This is a genomic window from Azospirillum sp., from assembly GCF_035627195.1.
GTDB lineage: Bacteria > Pseudomonadota > Alphaproteobacteria > Azospirillales > Azospirillaceae > Azospirillum.
In genome coordinates this window covers 1-13537 of record NZ_DASPMG010000322.1, presented here as the reverse complement: position 1 = coordinate 13537, position 13537 = coordinate 1, and the positions used below count along the sequence as shown (strand labels likewise).

The 13537-nt window shown below is 69.5% G+C and carries 19 protein-coding genes and 1 other RNA gene; 10 read left to right on the top strand and 10 right to left on the bottom strand.

The annotated features are described in order from the left end of the window. The 3 genes from VED21_RS29040 to VED21_RS29030 form a co-directional block, all read left to right on the top strand. Positions 1 to 1010, top strand: a 1010-nt coding sequence (locus VED21_RS29040) for a Re/Si-specific NAD(P)(+) transhydrogenase subunit alpha (protein WP_324888686.1), incomplete at its 5' end; no start/stop codon positions are given. A gap of 13 nt (positions 1011 to 1023) precedes the next feature. Then, positions 1024 to 1440 carry an NAD(P) transhydrogenase subunit alpha gene (locus tag VED21_RS29035; RefSeq protein ID WP_324888684.1) on the top strand — a complete coding sequence of 139 codons (417 nt, stop codon included), beginning with the start codon at positions 1024 to 1026 and terminating at the stop codon, positions 1438 to 1440. A 1-nt stretch (position 1441) separates the two neighbouring features. Beyond that, positions 1442 to 2836, top strand: coding sequence for an NAD(P)(+) transhydrogenase (Re/Si-specific) subunit beta (locus tag VED21_RS29030; RefSeq protein WP_324888682.1), 1395 nt, complete (start codon positions 1442 to 1444; stop codon positions 2834 to 2836). A gap of 77 nt (positions 2837 to 2913) precedes the next feature. Here the strand turns inward: VED21_RS29030 and VED21_RS29025 are convergent, their stop codons facing one another. From VED21_RS29025 to rpsU, 5 genes are all read right to left on the bottom strand, one after another. Then, positions 2914 to 3186, bottom strand: coding sequence for a DUF2283 domain-containing protein (locus tag VED21_RS29025; RefSeq protein ID WP_324888680.1), 273 nt, complete (start codon positions 3184 to 3186; stop codon positions 2914 to 2916). After that, complete coding sequence (locus tag VED21_RS29020) at positions 3183 to 3443, bottom strand: hypothetical protein (RefSeq protein WP_324888678.1); 261 nt, start codon at positions 3441 to 3443, stop codon at positions 3183 to 3185. The genes VED21_RS29025 and VED21_RS29020 overlap by 4 nt, the downstream gene beginning before the upstream one ends. After that, entirely contained in the window at positions 3443 to 3838 is a 396-nt protein-coding gene (locus VED21_RS29015) for a hypothetical protein (protein WP_324888676.1), read from the bottom strand. The genes VED21_RS29020 and VED21_RS29015 overlap by 1 nt, the downstream gene beginning before the upstream one ends. A 77-nt stretch (positions 3839 to 3915) precedes the next feature. Next, a complete protein-coding gene (panB, locus tag VED21_RS29010; RefSeq protein WP_324888674.1) occupies positions 3916 to 4740 on the bottom strand; it encodes a 3-methyl-2-oxobutanoate hydroxymethyltransferase in 825 nt (274 codons plus the stop codon). 133 nt (positions 4741 to 4873) lie between these two features. Continuing rightward, positions 4874 to 5077 (bottom strand): 30S ribosomal protein S21, encoded by a 204-nt coding sequence (gene rpsU, locus VED21_RS29005; RefSeq protein ID WP_012974546.1) that lies wholly within the window; start codon positions 5075 to 5077, stop codon positions 4874 to 4876. Positions 5078 to 5283: 206 nt separating this feature from the next. Between rpsU and def the strand changes: the two genes are divergently transcribed. After that, a complete protein-coding gene (gene def, locus VED21_RS29000) occupies positions 5284 to 5829 on the top strand; it encodes a peptide deformylase (protein WP_324888672.1) in 546 nt (181 codons plus the stop codon). Continuing rightward, positions 5826 to 6581, top strand: a complete 756-nt coding sequence (locus tag VED21_RS28995; RefSeq protein ID WP_324888670.1) for a COQ9 family protein — start codon at positions 5826 to 5828, stop codon at positions 6579 to 6581. Before def ends, VED21_RS28995 begins: the two co-directional genes overlap by 4 nt. Here the strand turns inward: VED21_RS28995 and VED21_RS28990 are convergent. The 3 genes from VED21_RS28990 to ssrA all read right to left on the bottom strand — a co-directional run bounded on the left by VED21_RS28990 (position 6578) and on the right by ssrA (position 7879). Beyond that, the gene (locus tag VED21_RS28990) at positions 6578 to 6943 is read right to left on the bottom strand and encodes a TfoX/Sxy family protein (RefSeq protein WP_324888668.1); all 366 of its coding nucleotides are present in this window, start codon (positions 6941 to 6943) and stop codon (positions 6578 to 6580) included. The genes VED21_RS28995 and VED21_RS28990 overlap by 4 nt on opposite strands. 7 nt (positions 6944 to 6950) lie before the next feature. After that, the gene (locus tag VED21_RS28985) at positions 6951 to 7478 is read right to left on the bottom strand and encodes an SspB family protein (protein ID WP_324888666.1); all 528 of its coding nucleotides are present in this window, start codon (positions 7476 to 7478) and stop codon (positions 6951 to 6953) included. 25 nt (positions 7479 to 7503) lie between these two features. Continuing rightward, positions 7504 to 7879: a transfer-messenger RNA gene (ssrA, locus tag VED21_RS28980) on the bottom strand. 78 nt (positions 7880 to 7957) lie between these two features. On the opposite strand from ssrA, the gene thyX reads away from it, so the two are divergent. Genes thyX through VED21_RS28965 form a run of 3 tightly spaced genes read left to right on the top strand, consistent with a single transcriptional unit; the run spans position 7958 to position 11003 of the window. After that, positions 7958 to 8896, top strand: coding sequence for an FAD-dependent thymidylate synthase (gene thyX, locus VED21_RS28975; RefSeq protein ID WP_324888664.1), 939 nt, complete (start codon positions 7958 to 7960; stop codon positions 8894 to 8896). Then, the gene (locus tag VED21_RS28970) at positions 8893 to 10554 is read left to right on the top strand and encodes a tetratricopeptide repeat protein (protein WP_324888662.1); all 1662 of its coding nucleotides are present in this window, start codon (positions 8893 to 8895) and stop codon (positions 10552 to 10554) included. Before thyX ends, VED21_RS28970 begins: the two co-directional genes overlap by 4 nt. Positions 10555 to 10613: 59 nt before the next feature. Beyond that, positions 10614 to 11003 carry a carboxymuconolactone decarboxylase family protein gene (locus tag VED21_RS28965; protein WP_324888660.1) on the top strand — a complete coding sequence of 130 codons (390 nt, stop codon included), beginning with the start codon at positions 10614 to 10616 and terminating at the stop codon, positions 11001 to 11003. Between the two features lie 4 nt (positions 11004 to 11007). Here VED21_RS28965 and VED21_RS28960 read toward each other — a convergent pair whose 3' ends face one another. Both VED21_RS28960 and VED21_RS28955 read right to left on the bottom strand, forming a co-directional pair. After that, positions 11008 to 11403 (bottom strand): DUF983 domain-containing protein, encoded by a 396-nt coding sequence (locus VED21_RS28960; protein WP_324888658.1) that lies wholly within the window; start codon positions 11401 to 11403, stop codon positions 11008 to 11010. Positions 11404 to 11456: 53 nt separating this feature from the next. Next, entirely contained in the window at positions 11457 to 11633 is a 177-nt protein-coding gene (locus tag VED21_RS28955) for a hypothetical protein (RefSeq protein ID WP_324888656.1), read from the bottom strand. A 114-nt stretch (positions 11634 to 11747) separates the two neighbouring features. Here VED21_RS28955 and VED21_RS28950 point away from each other — a divergent pair, with 114 nt between their 5' ends. Beyond that, a complete protein-coding gene (locus VED21_RS28950; protein WP_324888654.1) occupies positions 11748 to 12710 on the top strand; it encodes an ABC transporter substrate-binding protein in 963 nt (320 codons plus the stop codon). 39 nt (positions 12711 to 12749) lie between these two features. Beyond that, positions 12750 to 13537, top strand: a 788-nt coding sequence (locus tag VED21_RS28945) for an ABC transporter permease (protein WP_324888652.1), incomplete at its 3' end; no start/stop codon positions are given.

Below are 13537 nucleotides of genomic sequence, written 5' to 3'. Positions count from 1 at the left end.
AAGCCTACGCCGACGCCGGCGCCACCCTGGCGCCCGACGCGGCGGCGGCGCTGGCCGACGCCGACATCGTGCTGAAGGTGCAGCGCCCGCTGCTGGCGGGTGAGGGCGAGGCGGACGAGCTGGCGCTCATCAAGCGCGGTGCCATGCTGTTCGCCATCCTCAACCCCCACGACAGCCGCGACGCGGTGAAGGCCTACGCCGACGCCGGCGTCAACGCGTTCGCCATGGAATTCATGCCGCGCATCACCCGCGCGCAGGTCATGGACGTGCTGTCCTCCCAGGCCAACCTCGCCGGCTACAAGGCCGTCGTCGACGCGGCGTCGGAGTTCGCGCGGCCCTTCCCGATGATGATGACCGCCGCCGGCACCGTGCCGCCGGCCAAGGCCTTCATCATGGGCGTGGGCGTCGCCGGCCTGCAGGCCATCGCCACGGCCAAGCGCCTGGGCGCCATCGTCTCGGCCACCGACGTGCGTCCGGCGGTGAAGGAGCAGGTGCAGTCGCTGGGCGGCAGCTTCGTCGCCGTCGAGAACGACGAGTTCAAGCAGGCCGAGACGGCCGGCGGCTACGCCAAGGAGATGTCGGACGACTACAAGCGCCAGCAGGCCGCCTTGGTCGCCGAGCACATCAAGAAGCAGGACATCGTCATAACCACCGCACTGATCCCCGGCCGCAAGGCCCCGGTGCTGGTGACGGCCGAGCACGTGGCCTCCATGAAGCCCGGCTCGGTCATCGTCGATCTGGCGGTGGAGCGCGGTGGCAACGTCGAGGGCTCCAAGCCCGGCGAGGTGGTGAAGACGGCCAACGGCGTCACCATCGTCGGCCACACCAATTACCCGAGCCGCGTGGCGGTCGACGCCTCGCTGCTCTACGCCAAGAACCTGCTGGCCCTGCTCCAGTCGCTGCACGACAAGGAGAAGGGCGTGGCCGTGAACTGGGACGACGAGATCGTCAAGGCCATTGCGCTGACCCGCGACGGCCAGGTCGTCCACCCGGCCTTCCAGTCCGCCTGAGGAGACACTCCCCATGGACCAGACCCAACTGGCTAACCGCATCGCCGAGCTGAAGGCGAACCTCGCGGTGCTGTCGCAACAGGCGGATTCGCTGGCGGCGCAGCTGGCGACCAAGGCCGGCCCCGCCGCCGAGGCCGCCGGCCACGGCGACTTCTTCATCACCGGCCTGACCGTCTTCGTGCTGGCCTGCTTCGTCGGCTACTACGTGGTGTGGCGCGTCACCCCGGCGCTGCACTCGCCGCTCATGGCCGTCACCAACGCCGTCTCCTCGGTCATCATCGTCGGCGCGCTGATCGCCGCCGGCCCGATGGGCTTCGGCTTTTCCAAGGTCATGGGCTTCCTGGCCGTGATCCTCGCCTCGGTGAACATCTTCGGCGGCTTCCTGGTCACCCAGCGCATGCTGAGCATGTTCAAGAAGAAGGGCAAGTAAGATGGAAGCGCTTTCGGCCCTCCTCTATCTGGTAGCGTCGGTCTGCTTCATCATGGCGCTGCGCGGCCTGTCCAGCCCCGAGACCTCGCGGCAGGGCAACATCTACGGCATGGTCGGCATGACCATCGCCATCATCACCACGCTGGCCCTGCCGGTGGTGCAGTCCTACTGGATGATCGTGCTGGGCATCGCCATCGGCGGCGCCATCGGCTACCTCGTCGCCAAGCGCATCGAGATGACGGCGCTGCCGCAGCTGGTCGCCGCCTTCCACTCGCTGGTCGGTCTGGCCGCCGTGTTCGTGGCGCTGGCCGCCTACTACGCACCGGAGGCCTACGGCATCGGCATCCGCGGCGCCATCGCCAAGGGCTCGCTGATCGAGATGGCGCTGGGCACCGCCATCGGCGCCATCACCTTCACCGGCTCCATCGTGGCGTTCGCCAAGCTGCAGGGCCTGGTCACCGGCAAGCCGCTGGTCTTCCCCTACCAGCACCACCTGAACGCGGCGCTGGGCGTGCTGACCATCCTGTTCATCGTCTGGCTGGTGCAGTCCAACAGCGACGCCGCGCTGTGGCTGATCATCCTGCTGGCGCTGGCGCTGGGCTTCCTGCTGATCCTGCCGATCGGCGGCGCCGACATGCCGGTGGTCATCTCCATGCTGAACAGCTACTCCGGCTGGGCGGCGGCGGGCATCGGCTTCACGCTGCAGAACAACCTGCTGATCATCACCGGCGCGCTGGTCGGCTCCTCGGGTGCGATCCTGTCCTACATCATGTGCAAGGGCATGAACCGCTCGATCTTCAACGTCATCCTCGGCGGCTTCGGCGGCGAGACGGCGGGTGCGGCGGCCGGCGGTGGCGGCGAGCGCGGGACGGTCAAGGCCGGCTCGCCGGAGGACGCGGCCTACATCATGAAGAACGCCCAGTCGGTGATCATCGTCCCCGGCTACGGCATGGCGGTGGCGCAGGCGCAGCACGCGCTGCGCGAGATGGCCGACCTGCTGAAGAAGGAAGGCGTGGACGTCAAGTACGCCATCCACCCGGTGGCGGGCCGCATGCCCGGCCACATGAACGTGCTGCTGGCCGAGGCCAACGTGCCCTACGACGAGGTGTTCGAGCTGGAAGACATCAACCGCGACTTCAACTCCGCGGACGTGGCCTTCGTGATCGGCGCCAACGACGTGACCAACCCGGCGGCCAAGACCGACCCGGCCAGCCCGATCTACGGCATGCCGATCCTGGACGTGGAGAAGGCCAAGACGGTGTTCTTCATCAAGCGTTCCATGGCGTCCGGCTACGCCGGCGTGGAGAACGAGCTGTTCTTCCGCCCCAACACCATGATGCTCTTCGGCGACGCCAAGAAGGTCACCGAGGAAGTCGTCAAGTCGATGGACCACTGAGCGTGACGGGCCGCGAGGGGACGCCGTCCCCTCGCGCTCCCCTGGCAAGGGCCGGTGGGCCCTTGCATCCCGGCACATCAGGCTGCTTTGGCGAAGCCCCGGGCGGCGCGCAGAGCGGCGAGCGCGGCGGCGATGTGTTCCGGATGCCGCGAGGCGTGTTCGATCTCGTAGGCATAAGGGCGGTCGTCGGGACCGTAGTGGATGACCAGATCCTCCCCGGCATCCTCGCCGCCGACGGCGTCGGCGTGCGCGTCACCCTCCGGCCAGGGCCGGATTTCCACGTACAGCGTGTCCGTGTCCGGGTAGTAGCGGACGAAGTCGCTTTCGCTTCCGGAGTTCAGGTCACTCATGGCTTGAAGGTCCGGTCCAGGAACGCGTTGTGCACGGTTTCGCCGTCCTCCAGAACGACGACGCGAAGCCATCGGTTCAGCCGCGGCACATATCCCCAATATCGCATGCGGCCGTCGGCCTGTCTCAGCATTTTGGTCGGGGAAGCGATCACGGCAAGGATCTCGTCGGGCGTGAAACGCTGACGATCCGGGCGCGATGTGACCTCCTGGTCGAAATAGACCGATCGCCAGAACGGCGGCGGCGGAAGCCTGATCATCACCGTTTCTTGTCGAACGCCTTGTCGAGCTTCTCTTCCAATTCCTCGACGACCATCTCGCCCTTGCGCTGAAGCACGGCGATGGCCGGGGCCATGATCTGCGCGGTGGTGCAGCCGGCGGCGATGGTCGCCACCAGCAGCGGCACCGCCAGCACCGAGGCCGAACCGGCGGCAGCACCCGCTCCCGCACCGCCCGTGGCGATGATGTAGGCGCTGCCGGCCAGCACCGCCGCCGTGCCGGCGATGGCGCCGCCGGTCATGCAGGCGAAGCCGGCGTATTCGGCGTCCGTCATGCCGGTGGCCTTTCCCGCCCGCGCGGAATCGGCGGCGTGCGCCGGCAGGGCCGCTGCGGCAAGCAGCGTGGCAAGGACGAGGGCGCGCAGGGGCAGCCGCATGGCGTTCCGTCTCCCGGTCGGGGGCAGGGGCAGCTTTGACCGTACCCCAACGGCGGGCTTCACGCCAAGCGTTGGGGTTACCCCTTCTTCATTCCGAAGCAGTGCGCCGGCCCCGGGAAGCGGCGCGCCCGCACGTCGGCGGCGTACTGTTCGGCCGCGTGCGACACCGCCTTGCCCAGGTCGGCGTAGCGCTTGACGAACTTCGGCGTGAATTCGGCGAACAGGCCCAGCAGGTCGTCGCTGACCAGAACCTGCCCGTCGCAGGCGGGCGAGGCGCCGATGCCGATGGTGGGGATGGGGAGTTCGGCGGTGATGGCGCGGGCCAGCGGCTCCACCGTGCCCTCGATCACCACGGCGAAGGCCCCGGCGTCGGAAATCGCATGGGCGTCGGCGCGGATGCGCGCGGCCACCGCGTCGTCACGGCCCACCGCCCTGTAGCCGCCCAGGCTGTTGACCGACTGCGGCATCAGCCCGACGTGGCCCAGCACCGGGATGCCGCGCGCCGCCAGGAAGGCCACCGTTTCGGCCATCTCCAGCCCGCCTTCCAGCTTCACCGCCTGCGCGCCGGTCTCCGCCATCACGCGGGCGGCGTTGCGGAAGGCCTGCTGCGGCGATTCCTGGTAGCTGCCGAAGGGCAGGTCGATGACCACGCAGGCGCGGCTGGAGCCGCGCACCACGGCCGCGCCATGGGCGATCATCAAATCCAGCGTGACGGGCAGGGTGCTGTCGAAGCCATACACCACCATGCCCAGCGAGTCGCCGACCAGCAGCAGGTCGGTGTGCGCGTCCAGCAGCCGCGCCATGGGCGCGGTGTAGGCGGTGAGGCAGACGATCGGTTCACCGCCCTTGCGGGCGCGCAGTTCGGGCGCGGTGATGCGCCGGACGTCCGTGGTGGCGCTCACCCGGTCCTCCGCTGAACGACGTTGAAAAGGAAAGGGCACAAACGCCAAAACCGCCCACGCGCAAGCGCGGGGCGGCGGCGAAACGTCTCAGGATCGCCGGCGCGTCAGGACGCGCCCGGCACCTGCCCGGCGACTAGTAGCCCTCGCGCTCCATGCGCTTGCGCAGAAGCTTGCGGGTGCGGCGCACCGCCTCCGCCTTCTCGCGCGCACGCTTCTCCGAGGGCTTCTCGTAGTTCCGGCGCAGCTTCATTTCCCGGAAAATGCCCTCGCGCTGCATCTTCTTCTTCAGCGCGCGGAGGGCCTGATCGACGTTGTTGTCACGGACCAGAACTTGCACGGTTGACCGTCACCCCTTCTAGGCAGCCCCAGGCTGGGGCCGGCATTTTGGAAAAGCAATGAAGGGGATGCGCAGCCGGGCGCACCCCTCTGAGTGGCCGTTGTGTACCACGCTTCGATGCCGATGGGAAGACCTTGCGACGTTCGGGGCGCAAAAGCGTCACCGGCGCGGTTGCCGGGGCCGGGGAATCTCCCAGATAATGGGCTATGGCCCTTCTCAAGATCGCCCGCATGGGGCACCCGGTGCTGCGCACCCCGGCGGAGCCGGTGCGCGATCCGACCGACCCGGAGATCCGGCGCTTCGCCGCCGACATGATCGAGACGATGATCGACGCGCCGGGCGTGGGCCTTGCCGCACCGCAGGTGCACAGCGGCCTGCGCATGGTGGTGTTCCGCGTTCCGGCCGACCGCGCGGGCGGCGAATCGGTGCCGCAGACGGTGCTGATCAACCCGGTGGTCGAGCCGCTGGACGACGAGACGGAACTGGGCTGGGAAGGTTGCCTGTCGATTCCCGGCATGCGCGGGCTGGTGCCGCGCTTCACCCGCATCCGCTACCGCGGCGTCGGCCTGGACGGCGAGCCCATCGAGCGCGAGGCGGAGGGGTTCCACGCCCGCGTCGTGCAGCACGAGGTCGACCACCTGGACGGCGTCCTCTATATCGATCGCATGGACGACCTGCGCCTGCTGGCCTTCAACGAGGAGGCGCACCACGTGCAGGCTCTGCTGTCGGAGCCTGAAGGGGAGGGGGAATGACGATGGACACGAACACGGCGCCCGAATCGGGCGGCCCCGAATCGGCCGGTTATGAATCGCCCATGGACGCGATTCGGGACGAGATTCTGCTGTCGACCCTGCCGAACGTCGTGTTCGACGGCTGGAGCGACCTGGCGCTGCGCGACGGTGCCCGCATGGCCGGCCACGACACGGTGATGGCGCACCGCGCCTTCCCCGGCGGTGTGCCCGAGCTGGTCGAGCATTTCGGCAACTGGACCGACCGCCGCATGCTGGAGGAGATGGAGAAGCACCCGCTGTCCGAAATGCGGACGGGCGAGCGCATCCGCCTCGCCGTGCGCACGCATTTCGAGGTGCTGGAACTGCACCGGGAGGCCAAGCGGCGTCTGCTCGCCTACCTCGCCATGCCGCAGAACGTGGCGTTGGGCCTGCGCATGCTCTACCGCACGGTGGACGCCATGTGGTTCGCCGCCGGCGACACCGCCACCGACTTCAACCACTACACCAAGCGCGCCATGCTGGCCGCCGTGCTCAGCGCCACCACCTTCTACTGGCTGGACGACCAGTCGGAAGGGCACGAGGACACCTGGGCCTTCCTGGACCGCCGCCTGGCGGATGTGATGACGGTGGGGCAGACCACGGCCCGCCTGGGCGGCATCGGCCGGCTGCTGACCCACCTGCCGAACCCCGTGCGCTTCGCCCGCCAGATCCGCCAGCGCACCGGCTCGGCCCAGGCCAACAACGCGACGATCCACATGGCGGAGAACATCTAGGCGGGGGAGGGAGCCTTCTTCTTCCGCTTCGGCTTGGCCGTCGCCCGCGCCCGCAACGCCGCTTCGAAGGCGGGGCGGGCCCAGGCGAGCATCTCCTCGCCGTCGTCCAGCGTCGAATCGGGGGCACGGTAATACGGCATCCGCATCGGCTTGTCGGGGAAGGGCGCGAACTGCGGCAGCCCTTCGGCCTCGTACGCCGGCAGCGTGCGTTCGTCGGTGCGGAAGTACAGGGTGTCGTCGGAAATCAGCGCGAACATCACGCCGTCCAGGTACACGCCCCAGCCGCCGAACATGCGCCGGGCGCGGACGTCGCCCATGGGGGCCAGGAACTCGCAGACGAGGTCGGCGAATTCCCCGGCCATCGGCGCCTCACTTCTTCCGGAAGGCGTCCAGGGTGACGACTTCGCCGCGCTTCGGCTCCTCGTCGCTGCCCTTCTCGGCCTTGGCGTCGGACTTGACGATCTTCGGCTTCGCCTCGGCCGCGTCGGCGGGGCGCGAGGGCAGGGCGGCGATCTCGGCCGATTCGACCGATTCGGCCGGGGCGGTGGGCTGGAACTGCAGCGCGAAGTTCACCGACGGGTCGGCGAATGTGGTGATCGCCGCGTAGGGGATGACGAGGCGCTCGTGCACGTTGTTGAAGCTCAACGTCACGGCGAAGCCGTCGTCCTCCACCTCCAGCCCGTAGAACTGGAACTGCAGGACGATCGTCATCTCGTTCGGATACTGCGCGCGCAGGTAATCCGGGATCTCGACGCCGGGATAGGAGGAGCGGAAGGTCAGGTAGAAGTGGTGGTTGCCGGGCAGTCCGCGCTCGGCCACTTCCTTCATCGCCTCGCGGACGACGCCCCGGAGGGCGGTTTCGACCATCCTGTCATACCGCAACTGCTCTTTCGCCATTGGGCGACCGTCTCCCCCGGAATGAAGTGCGGGCCTTCTGTTGCTAGGCGGCCCGCGGCCCCACCTTCAGGTGCTACCCCTCAGGGATTTAGGTTTGGTCACCTTAACCGCGGTTAGGCGGCGACGGCGACCGGAGCAACGTTGTCGTTGGCAACTATTGCAATGGCCCGATAACGGCGGAACCATGCCGAGCGAAAACCCTGCCTTTACCACGCGCGTCGATCCTATTTCGCCCCCATCGGCCCGTTCCCCTGTCCCCCAGCGAAGGTCAGGCGGGTGAATGGTGGAGGCGCCGGGTACCGCCCCCGGGTCCGCAACGCTTATTCCACAGAGCGTTTATCGCCATAGTCGGTGCGACCGACGACCCCAATATAGGCATTTCCGCAGCGCGATGAAAGGGGAGTAACACGGGAAAAGCGCCCTATGGCCTAGCACTGGCGTCCGCGCTAGAGTGCGGCACCCAAGATGCTGGAGCACCCATGCCGATCACGCCCGATCAGCGCGCCGAGATCGATCGTCAGCGCGCGACCAATTTCGAGACCCGCCGCGCCACCGTCCCGGCGCTGGAAGAGATCCTGTACGAGCCGATCGAGGTGCTCGACCACGGGTTCGTCCGGGTCATCGACTACATGGGCGACGACGCCGCGGTGGTCCAGGCGGCCCGCGTGTCGTACGGCAAGGGCACCAAGAAGGTCAGCGAGGACGCCGGCCTCATCAAGTACCTGATGCGCCACCGCCACTCGACGCCGTTCGAGATGTGCGAGATCAAGTTCCACGTGAAGCTGCCGATCTTCGTGGCGCGCCAGTGGATCCGCCATCGCACGGCCAACGTCAACGAGTACTCCGCGCGTTACTCGATCCTCGACCGCGAGTTCTACGTGCCGGCGCCGGAGCATCTGGGGGCGCAGTCCACCAACAACCGTCAGGGCCGCGGCGACGTTCTGGAGGGCGAGGAGGCCGCGCGCGTCCTGAAGATCCTGCGCGACGACGCCGAGACCTGCTACGCGCACTATGAGGAGCTGCTGAACGCCCGCGAGGACGGCTCCACCATCGACGAGTCCCGCCAGGGTCTGGCGCGCGAGTTGGCGCGCATGAACCTGCCGCTGAACTACTACACGCAGTGGTACTGGAAGGTCGACCTGCACAACCTGCTGCACTTCCTGTCGCTGCGCGCCGACACCCACGCCCAGTACGAGATCCGCGTCTACGCCGAGGCGATGCTGGACGTGGTGAAGCGCTGGGTCCCGGCGGTGTACGAGTCCTTCACCGAATACCGCATGGGTGGGGCGCACCTGTCGCGCACCGGCCTGGAGATCGTGAAGCGCATGCTGGCCGGCGAGCCGGTCACCCAGGAGACCAGCGGCCTGTCCAAGCGCGAATGGCGCGAACTGATGGAGTCGCTCGGGCGCGAGGGGTGAGCGAACCTTCCCTCGAATCCCTGCTCGCCGCTGCCGCCGAACGGCGGGATGAACGGCTGTACCGGCGGGCGCTCGCGCTGGCGCCGGACAGCATGCCGGCCTTCGCCAACCGGGGCGTGCTGCTGCGCGCGCTGGGGCGGCGGGAGGAGGCCGTGGCGTGCTACCGGCGCGCGCTGCGGCTCGATCCAGGCAACTGGGTCCACCCCTACAACCTGGGCAACGCGCTGGCCGAGCTGAACCGGCTGGAGGAAGCCGACGCCGCCTACCGAGCCGCGCTGGCCTGCGACCCGGCGCGGGCCGAGGTGCTGGCCAACCGCGCCACCAAGGCACTGGCCCAGCAGGCGCGGGTGGAGGCGGCGGCGCGCGACCTCCGCCGGGCCGTGCGGCTGCATCCGGGGGCGGACGCCTTGCACTCCATGCACCTGTACCTGCTGCAGTACGTGCCCGGCCCGTCGGCGCGTACGGTGGCGCAGGCGCACGCCGACTGGGGCGTACGGCATCCCGACCCGCCGCCGCCCACGGTGGCCGCACCGGCGCCGCGGCTCAAGGTGGGGTTCGTCTCGCCGGACTTCCGGGCGCACCCCGTGGGCTTCTTCCTGGAACCGGTGCTGGCGCACCTCGACCGTGCCGGGTTCGAGGCGACCTGCTACGCCCACACCGCCAACCCGGACTGGAAGACCGAGCGGCTGCAACGGCTGTCCGACCGCTGGGTGTGGACGACCGGCCTGGACGACCGCGCGCTGGAGCGGCAGATCCGCGCCGACGGCATCCACGTGCTGATCGACCTTGCCGGCCACACCTTCGGCAACCGGCTGGCGGTGTTCGCGCGCCGGCCGGCACCGGTGCAGGCGACCTGGGCCGGCTACGTCGGCACCACCGGCCTGCCGGCCATGGACTACCTGATCTCCGACGCCCGCCAGAGCCCGCCCGGCGCCGAATCGCTGGCCACCGAGGCCATCGTGCGGCTGCCCGACGCCTATGTGGTGTGGGGACCGCCGGAGGACGCGCCGGAGCCGGCACCGCCGCCGCTGCTGGCGCGCGGCCATCCGACCTTCGGCTCCTTCAACACGCTGCTGAAGCTGAACGGCGCCACGGCGGAGCTGTGGGCGCGGCTGCTGGTCGCCGTCCCCGGCGCCCGGCTGCTGCTGCGCACGCCGCAGCTGGAGGACGCCGGCACGCGGGAGCGGGTGCGGGCGCTGTTCGCCGCGCGCGGAGTCGATCCGGCGCGCCTCGACCTGCGGGGCGGATTGCCGCACCGGGAGTTCCTGGCGGCCTACGCCGACGTCGACGTGGCGCTCGACCCGTTCCCCTATTCCGGCGGGCTGACGACGCTGGAAGCGCTGTGGATGGGCGTGCCGGTGGTGACGCGGGGCGGCGAGCGGTTCTGTTCGCGCCACTCCACCACCCATCTGACCTCCGCCGGGCTGGAAGACCTCATCGCCGACGGCGCGGACACCTACGTCGCCACGGCCGCCGGGCTGGCCGCCGATCCGGCGCGGCTGGCGGACTTGCGGGCGGGTCTGCGGGCGCGGCTGCGCGCCTCGCCGGCCTGCGACGCCGCCCGCTTCACCCGTGGCCTCGAGTCGGCCCTGCGCTTCCTGTGGCAGCGCCACGCCGCCGGGCAGCCGCCGGCCGGCTTCTCTCTGACCTTCGGCTGATCCACGCCGGGCCGCCGCGTGGGCTAGGCTCGCCAGCATAGAAGCATATGGGGGAACGGATGGACGACGAACGCTACCGGCGCGGCCTTGCCAAGCTGAAGGAGGTCGATGGCGAGGCCGGCGAACGCGTGGTTGCGGCCATGCAGGACATCGCCCCGGATTTCGCCCGGCTGATGGTCGAATACCCCTTCGGCGACGTCTATTCGCGCCCCGGTCTGGACCTGCGCAGCCGGGAGATCGCCACCATCGCGGCGCTGGCCGCCATGGGCACCTGCGCGCCGCAACTGGCGGTGCACGTCAACGCCGCGCTGAACGTCGGCGTGACGCGGGAGGAGATCGTGGAGATCATGATCCACCTCTCCATCTACGCCGGCTTCCCGGCCACCGTGAACGGCCTCGCCATCGCGAAGCAGGTGTTCGCGGAGCGGGACCGCGACGCCCCGCTGTGATCCTTTAGCCCTGGCCGGTCCCGGCGTGCTCGGCCTCGCGCGCGTCGGTGGCCCACAGCATGCCCAGGATGACGCCCTTGCAGCGCGGCAGCAGCGCCAGCACAAGCGCCAGGGCCAGCGCCGGCCACAGCGTCATGTGCAGCCACATGGGCGGCTGCCAGCTCTGCTCGGCGCTCAGCGCCATCGGCACGACGATGTGGCCGACGATGAAGATGGTCATCCACGGCGGCGCGTCGTCGGCGCGCAGGTGCCCGTACGCCTCGCCGCACTGGTCGCAGCGGTCGACGACCTTCAGGTAGCGGTGCAGCAGGCGTCCCCGCCCGCAGCAGGGGCAGGTCTGCGCAAGGCCGCGCAGCGCCGCGGTCAGCTTGGACCGGCCTTCGATCGGTGCAGAAGCCATCTCTCTCCCTCGCGGCGTGCCGTTCGGCGTCGCCAGTTTTGTTCGTAATCCAACTATGTAGTGCGATCCGGCGGGTTCCGCACCTCCTCCAGCTTGCGGGCGATGTTTTCCAGCCGCATCTGGAGTTCGTGCGCGCACAGCGCGTGCCCGCCGGCGCGTGCCTCGCCGGCCACGTAGTCCAAGGCGGCCTCCAGTTCGCGGATGCGCGCGTCGCGCGGGTCGTCGGGCATGGTTTCTCCTATGGCAGGCATGCCGCCGCGTGCCTTGACGGCGCGGGTGGCGCCGTCTACGGCATGGTCTAGATAGTCGTGCACCGGACAAGACCGAACAAGAGGGGTGGAGCCATGTGGAAGTCGCGCGCTGTTCTGGCGGCCATGATGGGTGTGGCGCTCAGCGCGCCGGCCCTGGCGCAGACGAAGACCGTCGCCATCACCGCCATCGTCGAGCATCCGGCGCTGGACGCCACGCGCGACGGCGTCATCGACGCGCTGAAGGCCGCCGGCTTCACCCCCGGCGAGAACCTGAAGGTCGAGTATCAGAGCGCGCAGGGCAACCCGGCGACCGCCGCCCAGATCGCCCGCCAGTTCGTCGGCGCCCGCCCGGACGTGATCGTGCCGATCTCCACGCCCTCGGCGCAGGCCGTGGTGGCGGCCACCCGCGACATCCCGGTGGTGTTCACCGCCGTCACCGACCCGGTCAGCGCCCAGCTGGTGCGCAGCATGGACAAGCCCGGCGCCAACGTCACCGGCGTCTCCGACATGGCGCCGGTGGGCGAGCACGTCGCCCTGATCCAGGAGATCGTGCCGGGCGCCAAGCGCCTGGGCGTGGTCTTCAACCCCGGCGAGCCGAACTCGGTCGCCATGGTCAACGTGCTGAAGGAAGAGGCGGCCAAGCGCGGCTTGACCGTGGTCAACGCCGCCGCCAACAAGTCGGCCGACGTTCAGACCGCCGCGCGCAGCCTCGTCGGCAAGGCCGACGCGATCTACGTGCCGCTGGACAACACGGTGGTCTCGGCCCTGGAAGGGCTGCTGGCGGTGGGCGCGCAGGCCAAGCTGCCGGTCTTCTCCGCCGACACGGACAGCGTCGTGCGCGGCACGGTGGCCAGCCTGGGCTTCGACTACCGTCAGGTCGGCCGCCAGACCGGCGAGGTCGTCGTGCGCGTGCTGAAGGGCGAGAAGCCGGGCGACCTGCCGGCGACCTACGCCCGCGGCACCGACCTGTTCATCAACCCCAAGGCCGCGGCGGCCATGGGCGTCACCATCCCCGACGCGGTGGCCAAGCGCGCCACGAAGACCGTCGGGCAGTAAGGGACCGACAAAGTATGGGACCGGCAAAGGGATGATGCGGTGAGCGACGTAGCCTTCTTCGGCGCGGTCGAGATCGGCCTCGTCTACGCGCTGGTAGCGCTGGGCGTCTACCTGTCGTTCCGGGTGCTCGACTTCCCGGACCTGACGGTGGACGGCTCCTTCCCGCTGGGGGCCGCCGTGGCGGCGACGTGGATCGTCTCCGGTGGCAACCCGTGGCTGGGCAGCCTCGTCGCCATGCTGGCGGGGGCGGGGGCCGGGCTGGTCACGGCGATGCTCAACGTGCGCTTCCGCATCCTGCACCTGCTGGCCTCCATCCTCACCATGATCGCGCTGTTCTCCATCAACCTGCGCGTCATGGGCCGGCCGAACGTCGCCATCCTGATGCAGGACACGGTGCTGACGCCGTTCTATGGGCTGGGATTGCCGGACCACATCGTGCGGCCGCTGGTCGTCGGCGTGGTGGCGCTCATTGTCGTGGCGCTGCTGGCGTGGTTCCTGACCAGCGAGTTCGGGCTGGCCATGCGCGCCACCGGCGTCAACGCCCGCATGGCCCGCGCCCAGGGCGTGGAGACCGACGGCCACATCTACTTCGGCATCGCGCTGTCCAACGCCCTGGTGGCGCTGGCCGGCGCCCTGTTCGCGCAGACCAACGGCTTCGCCGACGTCACCACCGGCATCGGCACCATCGTCGTCGGGCTGGCGGCGGTGATCGTCGGCGAGACGCTGGTCCCCTTGCGCGGGCTGCTGGGGGCGCTGATCGGCTGCGTCATCGGCTCCATCCTCTACCGGCTGGCGGTGCAGCTGGCGCTGTCCGCCGACGTGGTCGG

Excerpts from the sequence above, each read along its gene's own strand:
- VED21_RS29035 (WP_324888684.1), top strand. The coding sequence starts at position 1,024 with ATGGACCAGACCCAACTGGCTAACCGCATCGCCGAGCTGAAGGCGAAC.
- thyX (WP_324888664.1), top strand. The coding sequence starts at position 7,958 with ATGCCGATCACGCCCGATCAGCGCGCCGAGATCGATCGTCAGCGCGCG.
- VED21_RS28995 (WP_324888670.1), top strand. The coding sequence starts at position 5,826 with ATGACGATGGACACGAACACGGCGCCCGAATCGGGCGGCCCCGAATCG.
- VED21_RS28950 (WP_324888654.1), top strand. The coding sequence starts at position 11,748 with ATGTGGAAGTCGCGCGCTGTTCTGGCGGCCATGATGGGTGTGGCGCTC.
- VED21_RS29015 (WP_324888676.1), bottom strand. The coding sequence starts at position 3,838 with ATGCGGCTGCCCCTGCGCGCCCTCGTCCTTGCCACGCTGCTTGCCGCA.
- VED21_RS28965 (WP_324888660.1), top strand. The coding sequence starts at position 10,614 with ATGGACGACGAACGCTACCGGCGCGGCCTTGCCAAGCTGAAGGAGGTC.
- VED21_RS29025 (WP_324888680.1), bottom strand. The coding sequence starts at position 3,186 with ATGAGTGACCTGAACTCCGGAAGCGAAAGCGACTTCGTCCGCTACTAC.
- VED21_RS28985 (WP_324888666.1), bottom strand. The coding sequence starts at position 7,478 with ATGGCGAAAGAGCAGTTGCGGTATGACAGGATGGTCGAAACCGCCCTC.
- VED21_RS28960 (WP_324888658.1), bottom strand. The coding sequence starts at position 11,403 with ATGGCTTCTGCACCGATCGAAGGCCGGTCCAAGCTGACCGCGGCGCTG.
- VED21_RS29020 (WP_324888678.1), bottom strand. The coding sequence starts at position 3,443 with ATGATCAGGCTTCCGCCGCCGCCGTTCTGGCGATCGGTCTATTTCGAC.
- VED21_RS28990 (WP_324888668.1), bottom strand. The coding sequence starts at position 6,943 with ATGGCCGGGGAATTCGCCGACCTCGTCTGCGAGTTCCTGGCCCCCATG.
- def (WP_324888672.1), top strand. The coding sequence starts at position 5,284 with ATGGCCCTTCTCAAGATCGCCCGCATGGGGCACCCGGTGCTGCGCACC.
- VED21_RS28955 (WP_324888656.1), bottom strand. The coding sequence starts at position 11,633 with ATGCCCGACGACCCGCGCGACGCGCGCATCCGCGAACTGGAGGCCGCC.
- VED21_RS29030 (WP_324888682.1), top strand. The coding sequence starts at position 1,442 with ATGGAAGCGCTTTCGGCCCTCCTCTATCTGGTAGCGTCGGTCTGCTTC.